Annotated in this window: 13 protein-coding genes; 2 read left to right on the top strand and 11 right to left on the bottom strand. The window is 69.9% G+C overall.

Annotation, left to right across the window (positions count from 1 at the left end; genetic code table 11):
• Nucleotides 1-5: 5 nt before the first annotated feature.
• Nucleotides 6-1019 (bottom strand): DNA-directed RNA polymerase subunit alpha, encoded by a 1014-nt coding sequence (locus tag OHA11_RS40715; RefSeq protein ID WP_266505274.1) that lies wholly within the window; start codon nucleotides 1017-1019, stop codon nucleotides 6-8.
• Between the two features lie 545 nt (nucleotides 1020-1564).
• Here OHA11_RS40715 and OHA11_RS40710 point away from each other — a divergent pair.
• A complete protein-coding gene (locus OHA11_RS40710) occupies nucleotides 1565-3145 on the top strand; it encodes an AMP-binding protein (RefSeq protein ID WP_266505272.1) in 1581 nt (526 codons plus the stop codon).
• 271 nt (nucleotides 3146-3416) lie between these two features.
• Complete coding sequence (locus OHA11_RS40705) at nucleotides 3417-4628, top strand: alpha/beta fold hydrolase (RefSeq protein WP_266505269.1); 1212 nt, start codon at nucleotides 3417-3419, stop codon at nucleotides 4626-4628.
• A 522-nt stretch (nucleotides 4629-5150) separates the two neighbouring features.
• On the opposite strand, the gene OHA11_RS40700 is transcribed toward OHA11_RS40705, so the two are convergent.
• The 10 genes from OHA11_RS40700 to OHA11_RS40655 form a co-directional block, all read right to left on the bottom strand.
• Entirely contained in the window at nucleotides 5151-5615 is a 465-nt protein-coding gene (locus OHA11_RS40700) for a hypothetical protein (RefSeq protein WP_266505266.1), read from the bottom strand.
• A gap of 833 nt (nucleotides 5616-6448) precedes the next feature.
• Nucleotides 6449-6622 carry a hypothetical protein gene (locus OHA11_RS40695; RefSeq protein ID WP_266505263.1) on the bottom strand — a complete coding sequence of 58 codons (174 nt, stop codon included), beginning with the start codon at nucleotides 6620-6622 and terminating at the stop codon, nucleotides 6449-6451.
• Between the two features lie 34 nt (nucleotides 6623-6656).
• On the bottom strand, nucleotides 6657-8474 hold the full coding sequence (locus OHA11_RS40690) for a hypothetical protein (protein WP_266505260.1): 1818 nt from the start codon (nucleotides 8472-8474) through the stop codon (nucleotides 6657-6659).
• A gap of 17 nt (nucleotides 8475-8491) precedes the next feature.
• On the bottom strand, nucleotides 8492-9127 hold the full coding sequence (locus OHA11_RS40685; RefSeq protein WP_266505258.1) for a phage tail protein: 636 nt from the start codon (nucleotides 9125-9127) through the stop codon (nucleotides 8492-8494).
• On the bottom strand, nucleotides 9124-10071 hold the full coding sequence (locus OHA11_RS40680; protein ID WP_266505255.1) for a hypothetical protein: 948 nt from the start codon (nucleotides 10069-10071) through the stop codon (nucleotides 9124-9126). Before OHA11_RS40680 ends, OHA11_RS40685 begins: the two co-directional genes overlap by 4 nt.
• 8 nt (nucleotides 10072-10079) lie before the next feature.
• A complete protein-coding gene (locus OHA11_RS40675) occupies nucleotides 10080-13634 on the bottom strand; it encodes a putative baseplate assembly protein (protein WP_266505253.1) in 3555 nt (1184 codons plus the stop codon).
• Nucleotides 13631-14038 carry a GPW/gp25 family protein gene (locus OHA11_RS40670; protein ID WP_266505250.1) on the bottom strand — a complete coding sequence of 136 codons (408 nt, stop codon included), beginning with the start codon at nucleotides 14036-14038 and terminating at the stop codon, nucleotides 13631-13633. Before OHA11_RS40670 ends, OHA11_RS40675 begins: the two co-directional genes overlap by 4 nt.
• Entirely contained in the window at nucleotides 14035-14451 is a 417-nt protein-coding gene (locus OHA11_RS40665) for a PAAR domain-containing protein (protein ID WP_266505248.1), read from the bottom strand. The genes OHA11_RS40670 and OHA11_RS40665 overlap by 4 nt, the downstream gene beginning before the upstream one ends.
• Nucleotides 14451-15095, bottom strand: a complete 645-nt coding sequence (locus tag OHA11_RS40660) for a phage baseplate assembly protein V (RefSeq protein ID WP_266505245.1) — start codon at nucleotides 15093-15095, stop codon at nucleotides 14451-14453. Before OHA11_RS40660 ends, OHA11_RS40665 begins: the two co-directional genes overlap by 1 nt.
• Nucleotides 15092-16150 carry a phage late control D family protein gene (locus OHA11_RS40655; protein ID WP_266505242.1) on the bottom strand — a complete coding sequence of 353 codons (1059 nt, stop codon included), beginning with the start codon at nucleotides 16148-16150 and terminating at the stop codon, nucleotides 15092-15094. Before OHA11_RS40655 ends, OHA11_RS40660 begins: the two co-directional genes overlap by 4 nt.

Here is a 16150-nt window from a genome sequence, read left to right as displayed (position 1 = left end):
AGCTTCTAGTACTGCTCGGTCTCGACGAGGCCCGCGTCCGCATCGTCGTCCGCGCTGTAGGCGGCGGTCGGGGCGAATCCGGGCGGGCTGTCCTTGAGAGCCAGGCCCATGCCGGCGAGCTTCGCCTTGACCTCGTCGATGGACTTCGCACCGAAGTTGCGGATGTCGAGCATGTCGGCCTCGGAGCGGTCGACGAGTTCACCCACGGAGTGGATGCCTTCGCGCTTGAGGCAGTTGTAGGAGCGGACGGTGAGGTCGAGCTCCTCGATCGGCAGAGCCAAGTCGGCAGTGTGAGCGGCGTCCGTCGGGGACGGACCCATGTCGATGCCCTCCGCCTCGACGTTGAGCTCGCGGGCCAGACCGAACAGCTCCACCAGGGTCTTGCCGGCCGACGCCATGGCGTCACGCGGAAGCATGGCCTGCTTGGTCTCGACGTCGACGATCAGCTTGTCGAAGTCGGTGCGCTGCTCGACACGCGTCGCCTCGACCTTGTACGTGACCTTCAGAACGGGCGAGTAGATCGAGTCGACCGGGATGCGCCCGATCTCCTGACCGACCTGCTTGTTCTGGACGGCGGAGACGTAGCCGCGACCGCGCTCGACGGTCAGCTCCATCTCCAGCTTGCCCTTGCCATTGAGCGTGGCGAGGACCAGGTCGGGGTTGTGCGCCTCGACACCGGCCCGCAGGTCGATATCGGCAGCGGTGACCCGACCTGGACCCCGCTTGCGCAGGTACATCACGACCGGCTCGTCCTGCTCACTACTCACGACCAGCTGCTTGATGTTGAGGATCAGGTCGGTGACGTCCTCCCTGACGCCCGGCACGGTGGTGAACTCGTGCAGGACACCGTCAATACGGATGGACGTGACCGCGGCGCCCGGGATCGAGGAAAGGAGCGTACGACGCAGGGAGTTGCCGAGGGTGTAGCCGAAGCCCGGCTCCAGCGGCTCGATCACGAACCGGGAGCGGAACTCGTCGACGACCTCTTCGGTCAGGGACGGACGCTGAGCAATGAGCACGAGGTGTTGCCTCCAGTGGTTCGGCGCCCGCCATTTGACGCCGTAGACACTACAACGCCCTCCCCCAGCACCCCATCCCTGCCGCCATCAAGCCGGTGATGACGATGTGACCGCGTCGGTGTGCCCGCACAGGCAAGTCGCCCTGCACGAGCGACCGGACCACCCTCGCCGACAGGAGCCGCTGACGTTCTTCGCCGACCACGACCTGTTGGCTGCGGCCGCCCTCAACCCCTCCTCAGAGAAGCCTCAGAGTTCCACCAAGCGGTGGCCCGGCGGCAGGCCCGACGATCGGAACACACGTTCCGACGATCCTGTCAGACCGTTTCGCTCAGAGTCGGCGCTGCCGGCCCCACAAAACACCGATAACCGCTCCGGCAAGGGCCCGACAGACGTGACGGCGTCCTGGCGGAAGACCCACAGGGGACAACCAGATGGTCACCGCACAACCAGACCCCGGCAGACCGCACGGTCCCAGGTCCGGTGCCGCCCAGCCGGAAACCCCTGGGTTCTGACTGACAGAGCAAAGCGAGAAAACGGAGTCTTTGATGATCTACAACAGCAAGTACCCGGATGTCACAGTCATCGATCGTCCCGTCCATGAATGGGTGCTCGGCGATGCCGCGCGGCGCGGAACCCGGCCGGCCATGGTGGACGTGTCCAGTGGACAGACGTTCACCTACGGTGAGTTGGCCACGCTGGTCCGCCAACTGGCGGCAGGCCTTGCCGCCGAAGGCATCGGCAAGGGTGACGTGGTCGCTCTGCACTCACCGAACACGATCCTGTTCCCCGTGGTCCTCTACGCCACCACCATCACGGGCGGGACGGTGACCACGCTGTCGCCGCTGGCCACACCGGCTGAGATCGCCAAGCAGCTGATCGACGCCGAGGCGCGTCTGATGGTGAGTGTGTCCGCGCTGATCGAGACGGCGCGGGCCGCGGTCGAGCTGGTCCGGCGGCAGACCGGCCGGGACATCGAGATCCTGGTGTGCGACACGGCCGACGGCCACCGTCCGGTGCTGGGGCTGCTCTGCGACGGCGACGTGCCGGCGTTCGAGCTCGATCCGGCTGTGGACGTCGCCGTGCTGCCCTATTCGAGCGGCACGACGGGCGTGCCCAAGGGCGTGATGCTGACCCACCGCAACCTGTGCACCAACCTCGAGCAGATGAACGGTCTGCATCGGGTCGGCGAGAACGACCGTGTCATCGCGATCCTGCCCTTCTTCCACATCTTCGGGCTGACTGCCCTGGTCAACAACGCGCTGCACCGTGGTGCGACCGTCTACGTGCACTCCCGGTTCAATCTCGACGCGTTCCTGACCAGCCTGGAGCGCGACCGCATCACCCATGCGTACGTCGCCCCGCCGGTGATGCTGGCCCTGGCCAAGCACCCCGCGGTCGGAAACCTGGACCTGTCGAATCTTCGACGCATCATCTGTGCCGCGGCGCCGCTCGACGCGGGGGTGCAGGCGGCGGTGGCCGACCGGCTGGGTGTGGAGATCGGGCAGGCGTACGGAATGACCGAGCTGTCTCCCGCCTCGCATCTCCATGCCGACGGCAACCTCGACGAGCCCATCGCGTGCGTGGGGCACCTGCTCCCGTCGACTCGGGCGCGCCTGGTCGACCCGGTCACCGGGCTGGACGTGGCGGCAGGCCAACCCGGCGAGGTGTGGATCCAGGGACCGCAGGTGATGAAGGGCTACTTCGGCCGCCCCGAGGACACCGACGCGACGGTCGACGTCGACGGATGGCTGCACACCGGCGACATCGGTCGGGTCGACGAGGACGGGAACTGGTTCATCGTCGACCGGGTGAAGGAACTCATCAAGTACAAGGGCTACCAGGTGGCGCCCGCCGAACTCGAAGCGATCCTCCTCAACCATCCCGGCATCGCCGACGCGGCGGTGATCGGCGTCGATGACGAGGAAGGCAACGAGGTGCCCAAAGCGTTCGTGGTGCCGGTGCCCGGGGCGTCGGTCACCGCCGACGAGGTGATGACCCACGTCGAGGGCCAGGTCGCCCCGTACAAGAAGATCCGCCGGGTCGAGTTCATCGAAGCGGTGCCAAAGGCGGCCTCCGGCAAGATCCTGCGGCGCCGGCTACGGGAGGGCGGGCCGGCACGCCCCTGACCGGTGGCCGCCCCTGCCTGCGCCACCCGGACAAGCCGCTCCGCAACAAGTCCAGCGGACATCCGGGCTCTTGGCCAGCAGGCGGCTCCTGGGCCCGGATGGCTGCGCCAGCGGGCGCGTTGACGAGTCGTCGCGGACCCCGGCGGTCCGGCCGAGTCGACCGCACCGGCACATTGATCTGCCGACAGTGCCTGACCAACTCGGCCGAGCAAGCATCGTGATGGGACAATCGACGCCCACAGAATCGAACAAACGCTATACAGTCATGGCTGTGAGCGGCGCTGTTTACTCTTTCGGGCAGTACGAGTTGGACACGGATCGCCGTCGGCTCAGCCACGACGGGCAGCCGGTCCCCATCGAACCTCAAACTGCGGATCTGCTCTGCCACCTCGTCGAGCACCGCGACCGCGTCGTGCCCGAGGAGGAGCTGCTCGACACGGTGGGGCGCGGCCGCACGGCCAGCGAGGCCGCGCTCGCCACCTGGTTACGCAGCGCCCGCCTCGCGATCGGTGACAGCGCCACGCGACAGCGGTGCATTCGCACGGTGCGCGAGCGCGGCCATCAGTTCGTCGCGCAGGTGACGGTGGCTTCCGCCACACCGTCCGCCGCACCCACCGCCGCCGTTGCGGCGGCGGCCGAGGCGGACCACGAGGTCATACGGTTCTGCCGGTCCGCGGACGGCACTCGCATCGCCTACGCCACCACAGGCGAAGGCCCGCCGTTGGTGAAGACGGCCAACTGGCTGACCCACCTCGACCTCGATCGGACCACCCCGATGTGGGCGCACTGGTTCGACGGTCTCACCCGCGGCCGGCAGCTCATCCGCTACGACGAGCGGGGCTGCGGCCTCTCCGAATGGAGTGTGCCCAGCTTCGCCCTCGACGACCTGGTCGACGACCTCGACTCCGTGGTCAATGCCGCCGGCCTCGACCGCTTCCCTCTGCTCGGGGTGTCACAGGGCGGCGCGGTGGCGGTTGCCTACGCGGCGCGCCATCCCGAGCGGGTCAGTCGGCTGATCCTCACCGCGTCCTACGCCCGTGGACGCCAGATCCGAGCCGCCGACGACGCCGAGCGCGATGCCGCTCAGGTCGACCTGAACATCGCCCGCGCCGGATGGCGTTCCCAGGACAGCAGCTTCCTGCGCTTCTTCGCCTCGCAGTTCCTCGCTGACGCCACACCAGCGGAATGGGACGCGTTCGCCGCCTACCAGCGCCAGACGACCTCGCCCGCCAACGGCCTGCGCTTCCTGGAAGAGTTCACCCGCATCGACGTCTCCGGAATCGCCCACCAGGTAACCTGCCCCACGCTGATCATCCACTCCCGCGACGACGCGCGGGTCCCCGTCGCACAGGCCCTGGAACTGGCCACGCTCATCTCCGACAGCCGGTTGATCCTCCTCGAAAGCCGCAACCACCTGTTCACCGCCGACGACCCGGCCTGGCCCACCTTCCTCTCCCACCTCGACACCTTCCTCGCCGAGTAGTCCGGCAGGCAGAACGCCAGCGAGGAGAGGCTTCACACCGGGCCCCGGACCGGCTCCTGGCGCAGGTGCGCCAACACCCAATGCCCGCTTCGGGACGTGGAGTTCGCGTACCCGGGCATGGGCGGCGGCGCGGCCGGGGACGAGGCCGGGCCGAAGGTTCGGGGGAGAAGAGGCTCAGGGGTATCAACGGCGGGTGCGCCAACCGTCTGCGGCTGACGGGGGCACATTCGTGTCGCCCGCGATGACGTCCTCGCCCGTGTGAAGGACTGGCACGTGGTTGAGATCGCACCCCCACGGAGTGCACGAAGGGCCGCCCAGCACTCCGGGCGGCCCTTCAAGAGAATCGTCAGCAGCTTTCTGTCAGGACTCCCTCATCGGAAGGCCGTTGCTGCCATGGTTGCTGACGGTCTTTCCTGACCCGCAGCGCCGGCCTCCGCGAACCGTTCCGCAAGGCCATCGGAACGCGTATGCCGCGATCGACGTTCCCGCGGTTCCACCGAAGACCGGCGAAACTCGCCTCGGTCAGCCGATGACGATGTCGCAGTCGGCCCTGCCGCGGTCGACGATGTCGGCGAAGTCCGCCTGGATGTTGGGGTCGTACGCCGCCGAACTGATGGTGCGGGTCTTCTTGCCGGGCACGGCCTTCTTCCCGGTCGAGTGCGAGACGCTCGCCGCGTCCCACGACAGGTCACAGGTCCAGTGGAAGGTACGCACGAGGAGGTTCGAGTTCTTCCCGCTTCCCGTGATCGACCAGTTGCCGTCCGCGTTCACCACAAACGTGACGTTGCCACTGACGCCCCGGCTGCTGTCACCGGTGGCGAAGCTGACTGACTGGCCGTTGGCCGCGACCTGCTTGGTGGTGTCGTTGGCCTGTGCGGGTACCGCTCCCAGCAGCAGGGAGCCCAGCCCGGCCCCCGAGGCGATCAGCAGCGCCAGCCCCCGCCGAGTCCGGATCGGGCCGGACATCCTGGTGTTGTCGACTCGCATCGTCTGTCCTTCTCTCTCGTGTCTCGCGTCTGAAATGACTGCCGGGCTGGGGACGGTGTCCGTACGACTGCTCCTCGACCCGGCGTTGTTCCAGCATCGCGCCCGCCACCAGGCCAGACTTGGTGGAGCTCTGAGGCTTCCCTGAGGAGGAGCTGAGGGCGCCCACCGCATCCGGCGGGCGGGGGGGGCGGCGAAGCGGTTCCCGTTCAAGGAGTTGAGGTGGTAACCCCAGGTCGGCCCGGGCTCATCACCGTGGTCGTCGCGTCCGGCGAGGCCGGTCGGATGCTCAGGCCCGGCCCGGTGGTATGTGGCTGCCGTTGGCCAATGAACCGGACCACCCCGGCGGCTGTTCGGCTGCACACGCCGCTTCCGGTGCACGCCCACACGCCGACGCCTGTCGGCGTACACGCGAACACCCCCGACATCGCCTCCCGCTCACGCCGGTGGTCGCACGTCGGAAGTGCCACCCGCGCCCGGGAGCGGGCACGTGATCGATTCACGGCGGCTTCCGGACACGCCAGTGCCAGCTTCCGGCCGTCTTCAGCTCCTCCTCAGAAGAGCCTCAGATTTCCCTCGAGTCGTCGCCCGGTGACGGCGCGATGATCGAACAGGCCCAGGGCCCCTTTGTCTCGGGTTCGAGCTGGAGGGTGAGACTTGCGGACAGGCGGTCGCCATGGGACCTCCAGACGTGGGACGGAGGCCCGGCCGGACCGGCACGGGACGTACGGGGGGATGAGCGGGCGTCAGGCGGTACAGCGCGTGGTGAGCGTCGGCCTTCACGCGTCCGCGGGTTGGCTCGCGGCTCCCGGCGGCGTCGGATCCGCGTCGCCAGCCTACGAGGCGTTCTCGGCGGCCAGCAGTTCGTTCAGTACCTGGAGAGCGCCGCTGATGCGGAGCACGGTCTGCTGGAGGTCGGCCTGTTTGGCCTCCAGGTCGGCGAGCATCCGCTGCCCATCCCGGTACTCCGTCTCCAGTTCGGAGACGCGCTTTTCTATCTCGGCTCTCATGTCGGTCTTCCTTCACAGGGGTTCGTGGTCAGTCCTAAACCAGGGGCTTGAGAACCCAGGGGTGGGAGCCGCCGGGATTCGCCCAAACCTCGTGCGTGGTCCCACTTATCGGATCACTGGAGACAAAGGCGTACGTCGCTTTGGGGACGTTGAAGAGCGTGACGCTCAGCTGTCCTGCGGCGAGTTTCTTCAGCACGGCCAGCTCGGCCGCGCCGATGGTGACCGCGCCGATGGTCAGTGACTCGGCATGGACTCCCCAGGCCCAGAGGTCGGTGTGGGCGTCACTGGCCATGCTCCCGGTTTTGATGTGCAGCCCGTCGCGCCGCCCCTCGATGCGGTGCCAGTATCTGGTGCTGTGGTGGAACCGGATGCTGGGGTAGACGTCTGTCTGAAGAGGATTCCCGTGGCCTTGGAAGAGCTCCAGGAACAACCGGTTGCCGCCGGAGGTCGTGTCGTCCCGATGCAGCCTCAGGTGAGGCTCCGCGGGTTCGTGGGTGTCGACGTGCTTGGTCGTCCATCGGGCTGTGAACGGATCACTGCCCATGGAGATGTTGCCGTCGGCGCCGATGGTGAACCGACTGCTGCCCGTGGTGACGAAGCTCAGCGGGGTGGCGGTCTCGGTGCCCACGACCATGCTGGCCACGCCGGAGGCCCCCAGGTCGTTCACCGACACGCGCCCGTCCACGCTCGCGGTCCGCACGGACAGCTTGGTGCGGCCGGCACCCACTACGTCGACGACCCGGCCCCACCCCCCGGTGACCTGCGGAGCGGTGGTGCCGATGCCCACGTGACCGGTGGCGGTGACGCTGAGCCGGGCCGCTCTGCCCGTGACCAGGGTCAGCGGGCTGACGGACGCGGTGCCCACGACCATGCCGGGAGACGCTCCGTACACCCCCGTGTCGTGCGCCGCCACGTGCCCCGCGACGGTGGCGGTCCGCACGGACAGTTTGCTTCTCGCGGCGCCCGCCAGGTCGAGGACCCGGTCCCATTCGCCTTGGTTGTCCGGTGTGGTGGTGCCGATGCCGACATCGCCTCCGGGGTCGACGAAGAGCCTCGTCGTGCCGCCCTCGGGATCGTCGGGACCGTGGGTCCTGACGTGCAGGCCCTGCCCCGCGACCGGCCGCCGGTCGTACTCCAGGGAGTAGCCCTCGTTGTCGTTCTCCGACCCGGCCCGCAGCCGGAGCCCGCTGCGGTGGCCGTCGCCGCCGGCCACCTTGAACGTCAGGTGCCGGTCCTGCGGACCGTAGTCGCCGATCTCCAGGTCGCTGCCGGGGGCGGTGGTGCCGATGCCGAGCGCACCCGCGACGGAGAGGGTGGAGCGTTGTGCCGCGATGAGGTCCACCACGACCTGGCCGTTGGCCACCGCGAGCCGCGCGAGCAGCACCGATTGGCCGTCCAGGTCTGGCGAGGCGTCGTCGGGGGCGACCATGGTGGTGCCGTCCGGGGCCACCACCACGATCCTGGGGCTCTCGTCCCAGCGGCGCGCTCCCGCCCCGCCGGGCGCCCCTTCGGGCGTCATGTCCGACGCGGACTCCCGGTAGGCCAGGTGCACCTCGATGCCTTGTTGGTCGGCGAAGTCCTCGTCGAGTTGCACGGCCGTGTCGGCCGCCAGGACGAGGTGCCGGCCGAGCGCGTCCACCGCCATGCCGGCGGTCACGGTGATCTGGCGCTCGGCGTCCGAGGTCACCGTCAGGCCGACGCTGATGCCGGTGAGCCGCAGCAGCCGGCTCTGCCGACGCTCGCGGTCGAGGTGGAACCTCTGTTCGTCGATGAAGTCCTGTTCCTTCAGGAACTGCCCGTCGAAGAAGCGGACGCGCTTCGGTACGACGTCGGGTTGGGTGTAGTCCGCCATCGGGCTTCCTCCGAATGTCAGGATGAGTCGCGGGTGCCGAGCTGGGAGTTCTCGCCGAGGATGAGCAACTCCGGTACGCCGCCCTCGCGTTCGCGCAGTTCCTCGGAGACCAGCCGCATCGTGGGCACCACGACCTTGAGCGCGTAGAAGGTGTGGGCCGGCTTCTCCCGGTCGATGATCGCCCTGGCGATCTCCTGGACGCGGCGCAGCCGTCCGGGGTCGGTGTCGCCGAGGGTCAGCTGGACCTGGAAGTAGTGGGCGGGTGTCTCGAACTCGTCGAAGACGACCACGTCGTCGCGGGTGACACCGTCGTCCAGCGGCCGCAGGTAGATCTCCAGCATCCGGCGCAGCCCGGCCAGGGTGCCCCGCTGCCGGTACAGCGGCACGACCTCCCGGATGAACCCGCGTTTGGTGTCCGTGTCCCAGTCCGCGCGCAGGCTCAACGCGACCCAGCCGGCCAGCCAGGGCAGGAACTCCTCACCGGTGGTCAGCGGGTCGATGGAGTCGGCGGAGCGCTCGATGAGCTGTTCGAGGCCCGTGACGCCCTCGGCGTCGTCGCGGCCGGTCAGCACGGCCTCGAACGCCAGCAGGAACGCGCCGGCGAACGGGTCCTCCCGGAACGGCGCCGGGAGGTGGTCGAGATAGCGGCTCATCGCGGGAGCTCCGGGGTCGACGGGTGCGTTCTGCCGTAACTGTCGTAGCCCACGAGGTCCACCCGGGTCAGCCGCACCAGTTGGTGGGCGTCCAGGGCGATACCGTCCGCCCCGGCGTCGGCGTCCGTGCCGGCACGGGTGAGGCGGACGTTCTCGATGTAGTCGACCAGGGGCGACTGTTCGAGCACGGCGTACACCTCCGACGGGTGCAGGCTCTGCCCGAAGGGCCAGCCGTCGCGGGCGTCACCGCCGGTGAACGGGTCGCAGAACTCCCGGAGCCGGTTCCGCGCGTCCGCGAGGGCGTCCTGTGGCACGGCGTCCTCGTGCAGCGCCAGATCGGCGGCGACGTGGAAGTCGACGTACTCCGGGAGGACGACGTGATGGCGGACGGTCAGGATCCGGCGCGGGTCGAGGAACTCGTGCAGGGCGGCGGTCAGTGCCCCGGCGTCCGCGGCCTCGCCGGGCTCGGGGAGGACGACGACGCTGATGTGCGCCGGGGCGGGCGCGGTCGGGTCGGCGCCGGCCAGGTTCCGGCCCGGCACGCACCGTACACGCCGTACCCGGGGAAGCCCGGCCGCCTGCGGCTGCCCGGGCCAGGTCGTGCGGACCAGGTACTCGTAGTCGTCCACGGTCGCGGCCCGGTGGCGCTCGCGCAGCGCAGCCACGCTCTGGCGTACGGCCGCGTCGAGGTCGCCGGTGTCCGGCGGCGACCACTGGGGGCCGCCGAGCAGTCGCAGGAAGTTGAGGGTGTGGCTCTGCGACAGCTGGTCGACCTGGTACAGCTGCATCTCGGTCAGCCAGGCCAGCAGTTCGACGAGGACGATCCCGGGGTCGCCGGGGTTGTGGTCGGTCCATTCCGGCAGCAGTACGGGGATGAGGGCCCGTGCCTCCCCGACCAGGTCGTCGAAGTTGTGGTCGTCGAGGTTCGGCAGGGGGATCGGCACGGAACTCCTCACGCTCCCAGGGTCACGGTGATCTGGTGCCGGCCGGAGTACACCAGCGCGCGCTCCAGCCATCGGGTCTCATCCGCGTCCGGGGGCTCGGCCGCGAGCTGCGCCAGGGAACGGCCGAGCAACGCCTCCAGTCCGTCGCCGAGTTCGTCGGAGTGAGCCGCCTGCGCCACGGTGAGCGCGGTGCCGTGATCGACACCGTCGACGGCCTCGATCACGGCGTACAGGTCCGAGCGGTGCGGTTTGCGGCCGAAGGCCCAGCCGGTACCGTCGGGCCCTCCGGTCAGCGGGTGCAGGAATCGCTGCAGGCTCTGCTCGACCCGTCCGCCGACCAGTCCGGCGACGTCCGGGGAGGACGCCACCACCGTCGCGGCGACGGTCACCTCGATCCACTCCGGGCCGGCGACCCGGACCTCGGTGGTCGGGCCGCACCGGGCCCGCAGGTACTCCTCGACCCGGCGCAGCAGCCCCAGGCCGGGTACCGGCCGGGTGGCGCCGGAGTGTGGGACCACGATGATCCCGACCCCGCCGGCGTCCGCCTCCGCGTGCGCGGCCTTCGGTTGCTCGGTCGCCGGGTCGAACCAGAGGTCGAACGGGTCGAACCGGCTGGGCAGCACCGCCCGGACCCGGGCCACCTCGGCCGAGGACTCGAAGGCGAGGTCCTCGAAGTCCTCGGCCGTGACGGCACGGTCGCGGTGGCGCAGCGACCTCGGTCCCCTGGTGCGCACCCGCTCCAGCGGCTCCCACGCGCTGCCGCCGGAGGCCGGTTCGTGATGGGTGACCGAGTCGACGGACGGGATGGCCGACTTCAGCGTCACGACGGTCCCCGCGGCGCGGTTGCCCTCCTCGCCGCCGCCCGTGCGGTAGGTGACACGGATGTTGCTCTGGCCGCGCGGTGGCACCCGCCCGGCCAGGCCGTCACCGAAGGTGATCTCTCCGGTCCGGGGGTCGATGGTGTAGTGGCGGTCGTCGGGGCCGGAGCTGTGGAAGTCGGTCACCGCGTGCCACCGCACCCAGACCTCCGCGGCGTCCTCGGTGACCGTCACGGCGTCGGCGCCCTCGGCCGCGGTCAGTGCGGCCTCCTCCGCCGCCGACGGGCGCTCCGGCTCCCGTACGACCAGTCGCTGGCCGGGCAGGACCGGGCTCTGCGCGGTGGTGAGCCGCTGGCCGGCCCCGGCGATGCCCGATCCGAGAATCTCGTCGGTGACGGTGACGGCCTGGACCGCCCAGGTCGTGTTCGGCAGGATCCGGCGCAGCCTCGGCGTGACCGGGAAAGTCCCGTGCCGCAGGATGAGCCGCAGCCAGCAACGGCTCTGCCCGAAGTGCTCCCGCGCTGTCAGGTCCGCCGGTCCGACGAAAGTCACCGTGCCTCGGCCGGACAGGTTCGCGGTCTCGTCGGCCGCGGCCAGTGGCTGCCAGCCGTCGGTGCCGCTGTACTCCCAGACCAGTTCGGCGCGGTCGGTGAGATCGGTCCCGGCGAGCCGGTCGGCCGTCACCTCCTCCGGCTTCGGTGGTTCGACCTGGAGATAGAGCGTGACGGGCCGGGTATCGAACGGCTGGTCGAAGCCGAGGTAGAGGGCGGGGTCCTGCTCCGGGTTCGGGGTGAAGGGGGTGACGGACCACGGTGTGTCGGGGTCGCGGTGGTGGGTGACGAGGCGGAAGTCGTTGTGGGTGACGCACACCGGTGCCGGGACGGGTACGGTCAGCCCCTGCCGGGAACTCCACGACAGGGTTCTGATCACGGGCGGTGCGAAGGTGGCGTCGACGGGTTCGTAGGTGCCGTCGTCGTTGCGGGTGTAGTGGGCCGCGGTCCCGTAGTCGCCGTGGATCAGTCGGATGCGCAGCCAGAACTCCTCGATGCCGTTCACCTCGGTGCGCGCGAAGCCCTCGGGCGGGGTGAGCAGCAGGGTGGCGTCGGCGGTGAAGGCATAGTCCGCGTCCGGGGCGCCGACGGTCACGGTGTTCCAGCCAGTGCCGCCCCATGCCTCCCAGACGATCCGCGGGTCGCCGTCGGTGCGCACCGGCGGGACCGGCCCGTCCGTGACGTCCGGGCCGTTGGTCAGGATCACGTCGAGGGTGAGGTCCGCGCCCGGCCGGACCAGGCTCGCGGGGCAGGCCAGGTAGAAGGTGTCGTTGAAGCGCGGTTGCTCGCCGAAGGGGTGGAAGTCCCGGGTCACGTCCAGCGGGGTGCCGTTGGTGAACGCTCCGGGCGGTGTCACCGGTTCCGGGTCCGTCTCGGTCCGCACGTCGATGCCCGTGATGGTGGGCGGATCCCAGTCGTGTCCCACGGTCAGCGATTCCAGTCGCGGGAGAGTGGCGTACGCGCCGCCGTCCTGGACGATCTGCGCCCGGAGCCAGTGCCCGGACCGGGCCCGGAACAACTCGGCGGGCCAGTCGGCGGGGACCCGGAAACTGATCTCGCCGTCGCGGGTCATCGCCAGCGTGCCGTCCTTCAGGCCGGTGTCGCTGTCGCCGACCTCCTCCGCCGCGGTGCCGGACTCCCCCAGCCGCCGCCAGGCGTCGCCGTCCTTGTACGACCACTCCAGTCGCACCGGGGTGGCCGGGTCACCGGCCTCACCGGGGCGTGCCAGGGTGACAGCGAGCCGGACGGTCGCGCCGTGGAGGGCCACCGACGCGTCGACGCTCAGGTAGAAGAACTGGCCCTGGTCGGTCTCCCCGAACGGGAACTCCCCGTCGGCGCTGTCCTGGGGGGGCTTGTTGCCGAGCGCGACCGCGTCGGGCGGCAGCCCCGAGGTGCCGTGCGGCATCGGCAGGTCGAGCTGCGCGCGCAGCCAGCCGGCCGAGGTGCCGTTCACGTCGTACGGGGGCAGTTGCGGCAGGCCGGTGAGGGGCACCGTCCACGAGCCGTCCCCCGGGGTGCTGTCGGCCTGCGCCGGTTGCCACCGGGTGCCGTCCCAGTACGACCAGGAGACCGGCCACCCGGCGAGCAGCGTGTCGTCCGGCGTGGCCAGCGTCAGCGTGACGTCCTTTACGCCATCGGCGGTCAGGACCGGGTCGCAGGCGACGAAGAACTGGTGCGGCATGGCCTGGTCGCCGGTGAACGCGGCGAACGGTTCGTCGCGGCCGCCGGTGGCCTCGGCGCTGCGGTCGGCGTAGGTGTCGTGCGGGGCGTCGTCGACGAGGACGGTCACCAGCTGGGCCCGGGTCACGACCAGGTCGGTCCCGGTCTCGAAGACGACCTCGTCGTCCTCGCCGTCCAGCGGTTCGGCGGCGACCTGGGTACCGGCTGGGACCAGTGCGTCGGAACGGCTGCGCTCGGCCAGCCGGAAGGTGAGCGGCACGCGCGCAGGCAGTGGCGGCGAGGGCCGGGTGCCGATCAGGTTGAGGAAGGCGAGGTAGTCGCGTTCCGGTACCTGGTTGAGGCGCCGCACGACCAGTTCGGCGAAGCGGGCGAAGACGCCGATCAGGGCCTGGCCGGCGTCGGCCCGCCCGTCGGCGGGCGGTTGCCAGCCGCTGTAACGGGTCGCCAGCTCGGTGGTCTGCGCGACCAGTGCGGCGCGGTCGCGGGGGTCGATGGACGGGGGCCGGCCGCTCATACGACGTAGAAGGGGTAGACGAGGTTGAAGCGGCTGTTGTTCGACCGCACCCGGTAGTTGATCTCGATGAGCAGCCGGTGCCGGTCCTCGGGGTCGGGGACCGCGTAGACGTCCAGTACGTCGATCCGCGGTTCCCAGCGGGCCAGTGCCTCACGCACCGACCGGCCGACCCGGCCGGCGGTGCTCGCGTCGTTGGTGTCGAAGACGGCGTCGTGGATGGCGGAGCCGAAGTCCGGTCGCATCACGCGTTCGCCGGGCGAGGTGCCGAGGATCAACCAGATCGACTGGCGGATCGCCTCCGCGCCGCCGGCGAGCCGTATGCCCTCCTCGGGGCGGTCGGGGTCTGGGCCGACCGGGAACGCCCAGCCGGTGCCGAGAAAGCCGCTGTCCGTCACGCCGGTCATCCGATCGTCACCGTGCCCGTCGCCACGACCGTCCCGTTCGGAAGATCCTGCGGATCGTTGCAGGTGGAGGCTCGATCGCCAGTCCTGATGGCGGGTTTTCCGTTGATCTTCACCGTGGTGCTGCCGCCTTCGAGGGTGGCCGTGTTCGACGGCTGCTTCTGGAACGAGGTGCCCGGCGGCGCGGGCAGGTGCGGCGGGGTGTTCTCGGCGGTGGAGCCGACCACCGCCGCCGGCTTGCCCATGATGGTGACGTCCGCGCTCAGCGCACCCTTGATGATCCCGGTGAACGGGTGCGGCAGTGGTGTCGGCACCGGACCGGTCGGTCCGGGCACCATGACGATGTGGATGTCGGTGGCCGTGACCAGGTCACCCTGCTTGGCGGCGAACTGCCCCATGGAATCCTGCACCCCCATTAGTTGATGTTGACCTGGCTGCCCTTGATGTCCAGCCGTCCGCCGGACTTGACCGCGAGCGCGGACTTGGCCTGCACGTTCATATCTGCCTTGGAGACGATCTCGACCCCGTTGCCGGCGAGCCGCAGCTTCCCGCCGGCGGAGATGACGACGTCCGCTTTCGAGGTGATCGTGATCCGGTTGTCCTTCGTGCTGATCACGATGCTGTTCCCGGCACTCTTGTCGACGATCTCGATGCGCTCGTCCCCGGCGGTGTCGGTCAGCCGGATCACGTGCCCGCTGCGGGATCTGATCACCCGTACGTCGTTGCGGCCGTTGCTGTTGGTGACTGGCGGTTCGTCCTTGCCGTTCCACAGCGCGCCGACGACGTAGGCGACCTCCGGGTTGCCGTGCTCGAAGGCGACCAGGACCTCGTCGTCGACCTCGGGCAGGAACCAGAAGCCGCGGCCGGCCCCGGCCATCGGCACCGCCACCCGTGCCCAGTCGGTCTCGGCGTCGTCCGCCAGCCAGGGCAGGGTCACCTTGACCCGGCCCAGCCCCTCCGGGTCCTGGTTGTTGGTGACGATGCCGATCGCCACCCCCTGGAACGGTGCGTCCGCGCGGGCGGGCTCCGGGCCCGTCAGATGGTCGAAGATCTCCGTCATGCGGCGTTCCTCCGTATCCGGAGGGAGGTCCGGTAGTCGTCCCCCGCGGTCAGCGAATGGCTGACGGAGGTGAGGTAGTAGGCGCCGCTGAAGACAGTGCCCGCGCCCTGGATGTCGACCACCTCGCCCGCGCGCAGCCGGGGCTGCCCCTCGCACTCGGCCTCGCCGGTGATGTAGGTCAGCGCCAGGTCGTCGAACTGGCCGCGGGCCATCTGGTCGGCCCGGTCCCGGTTCGGCACCGGCAGGCCCGTGCTGACGGTCCCCGCCCTGCCGAAGGCCTGGTCGGCCTGGCTGGGGCCGGTAGTTGCGCCGCGCATGGTGGTGGACTCCCGACCGGCGGTGACGGTGGAGACCACGGCCTTCTTGAGCGCCACGTCCCAGCCCCGCACGGTGTGCCTGCCGACCTGGGGCAGTGCGCTCAGCCGGGGCGTGAACTCGGAGATGTCGTCGCCGACGTGCAGGGTCGCCGACGGCCGTCGGCCGTGCTGCGGTGGCCGGAAGTACAGCACCTTGTCGCGTACGTGGACCTCGTACCCGATCAGTCGCGCCCGCTTCTGGAGGAACTCCAGGTCGGTCTGGTTGTTCTGCACCACGTAGTCGGGGGCGGTACCGGTGTCGGTCACCTCGGCCCGCAGCCCCGCTTTCCGGGCGAGTTGACTTGCGATGGCGCTGTCCTTGGTGCGGGTGAAGGTCCGGGTCTGCTGGGCTCGGGCGAGCCGGTGCCGGTAGTCGTACCCGCGGACGGTCAGCATCGGCAGCCGGCCCGCGGCGAAGGTGGGTTCCAGGCCGGTGACCTCTCCGGTCATCACCGGGTGCAGGTCGCCGCCGTACCCGAGCGAGATCCGCACCTCGGTGCCGACCGCGAACAGCCGGGAGTCCGACCAGGGGAAGGCCAGCCGCTCGGAGTCCCAGTTGTGCAGGGTCACGGTGAACATGCTCAGCGCGTGGAGATCCTCCAGGACGGTCACCGACTCCACGTCGAGGCGGGCCTCCAGTGGCAGGAACACGCCGTCGCAGCGGATCTCAAGGGCCGGTTCCGGATCATCTGTGTTCAT

This window comes from Streptomyces sp. NBC_00878, from assembly GCF_026341515.1.
Taxonomy (GTDB): domain Bacteria; phylum Actinomycetota; class Actinomycetes; order Streptomycetales; family Streptomycetaceae; genus Streptomyces.
The sequence above is the reverse complement of the archived record's forward strand: the minus strand, read 5'-3'. Positions and strand labels throughout refer to the sequence as shown.

What these genes read in the sequence shown, in the direction of transcription:
- OHA11_RS40710 (WP_266505272.1), top strand. Translation starts at nt 1,565, where the DNA reads ATGATCTACAACAGCAAGTACCCGGATGTCACAGTCATCGATCGTCCC.
- OHA11_RS40700 (WP_266505266.1), bottom strand. Translation starts at nt 5,615, where the DNA reads ATGCGAGTCGACAACACCAGGATGTCCGGCCCGATCCGGACTCGGCGG.
- OHA11_RS40695 (WP_266505263.1), bottom strand. Translation starts at nt 6,622, where the DNA reads ATGAGAGCCGAGATAGAAAAGCGCGTCTCCGAACTGGAGACGGAGTAC.
- OHA11_RS40690 (WP_266505260.1), bottom strand. Translation starts at nt 8,474, where the DNA reads ATGGCGGACTACACCCAACCCGACGTCGTACCGAAGCGCGTCCGCTTC.
- OHA11_RS40685 (WP_266505258.1), bottom strand. Translation starts at nt 9,127, where the DNA reads ATGAGCCGCTATCTCGACCACCTCCCGGCGCCGTTCCGGGAGGACCCG.
- OHA11_RS40675 (WP_266505253.1), bottom strand. Translation starts at nt 13,634, where the DNA reads ATGAGCGGCCGGCCCCCGTCCATCGACCCCCGCGACCGCGCCGCACTG.
- OHA11_RS40670 (WP_266505250.1), bottom strand. Translation starts at nt 14,038, where the DNA reads ATGACCGGCGTGACGGACAGCGGCTTTCTCGGCACCGGCTGGGCGTTC.
- OHA11_RS40665 (WP_266505248.1), bottom strand. Translation starts at nt 14,451, where the DNA reads ATGGGGGTGCAGGATTCCATGGGGCAGTTCGCCGCCAAGCAGGGTGAC.
- OHA11_RS40660 (WP_266505245.1), bottom strand. Translation starts at nt 15,095, where the DNA reads ATGACGGAGATCTTCGACCATCTGACGGGCCCGGAGCCCGCCCGCGCG.
- OHA11_RS40655 (WP_266505242.1), bottom strand. Translation starts at nt 16,150, where the DNA reads ATGAACACAGATGATCCGGAACCGGCCCTTGAGATCCGCTGCGACGGC.